This window comes from Streptomyces beijiangensis (assembly GCF_017315755.1).
Lineage (GTDB): Bacteria > Actinomycetota > Actinomycetes > Streptomycetales > Streptomycetaceae > Streptomyces > Streptomyces beijiangensis.
This window is the reverse complement of record NZ_JAFLRJ010000427.1, coordinates 704-1,434: the sequence shown is the minus strand read 5'-3', so window position 1 is coordinate 1,434 and position 731 is coordinate 704. Positions and strand designations below refer to the sequence as shown.

Sequence of the window (731 nt, the reverse complement as noted above, 5' to 3'; positions counted from 1 at the left end):
ACCCGCACCTGCACCCGTACCCGCATACGCACCGGCGACGGCCCCCGCACCGGCATCCGCCCAACCGCCACTCCAGTTCGCCCCCGCAGCCGCCCGCAAGGAAATCGCCCTACAAGCGATCCAGGACGCCGAGGGCCCCGCCCTCGTCGTGACGTCCGACCCCACCGTCTGGTCGGAGACCAAGGACGCCCGGTCCAAGCTCGGCCCCGTCCTCGTCTACGACCCCGGCCACCTCTGCGACACCCCGGCCCGCCTCCACTGGTCCCCCACCACCGGCTGCGAGGACCACGACATCGCCGCGGCCCGCGCCATCGCCCTCCTCGCCCCCGTACGCCCCCAGGCCCGTATGGACGCCACGATGGCCGAGACCGCCGAGACCCTTCTGCGCAGCTGGCTGCACGCGGCGGCCATAGACAACCGGCCCTTCAAGCAGGTCCACCGCTGGGCCCACGCCACGAACAACACCCACGAGCCGGTCCGCATCCTCCGTACGCACCCCAAGGCGAGCAGCGGCGCCGCCGGCCTCCTGGAATCCGCGCTCACCGCGCACCCTCAACGCCGGGAAATCGCCCAACAGTTGACAATCCGGGCCCTTTCGGCGCTCTCCTCGATCCACATCAGAGAAACCTGCACCCCAAATCGAGCAGATTCCCTAGTCCTGGAATCTTTCATCGATGAAGGGGGCACCCTCTACGTGGTGGGTGAAGCAATCGAGGATCCAAGATCGCACC

Annotated in this window: 1 pseudogene; it reads left to right on the top strand. The window is 69.1% G+C overall.

Annotation, left to right across the window (positions count from 1 at the left end):
- Positions 1 to 731 (top strand): annotated as a pseudogene (locus J0695_RS33530) (type VI secretion protein); the annotation flags it as partial.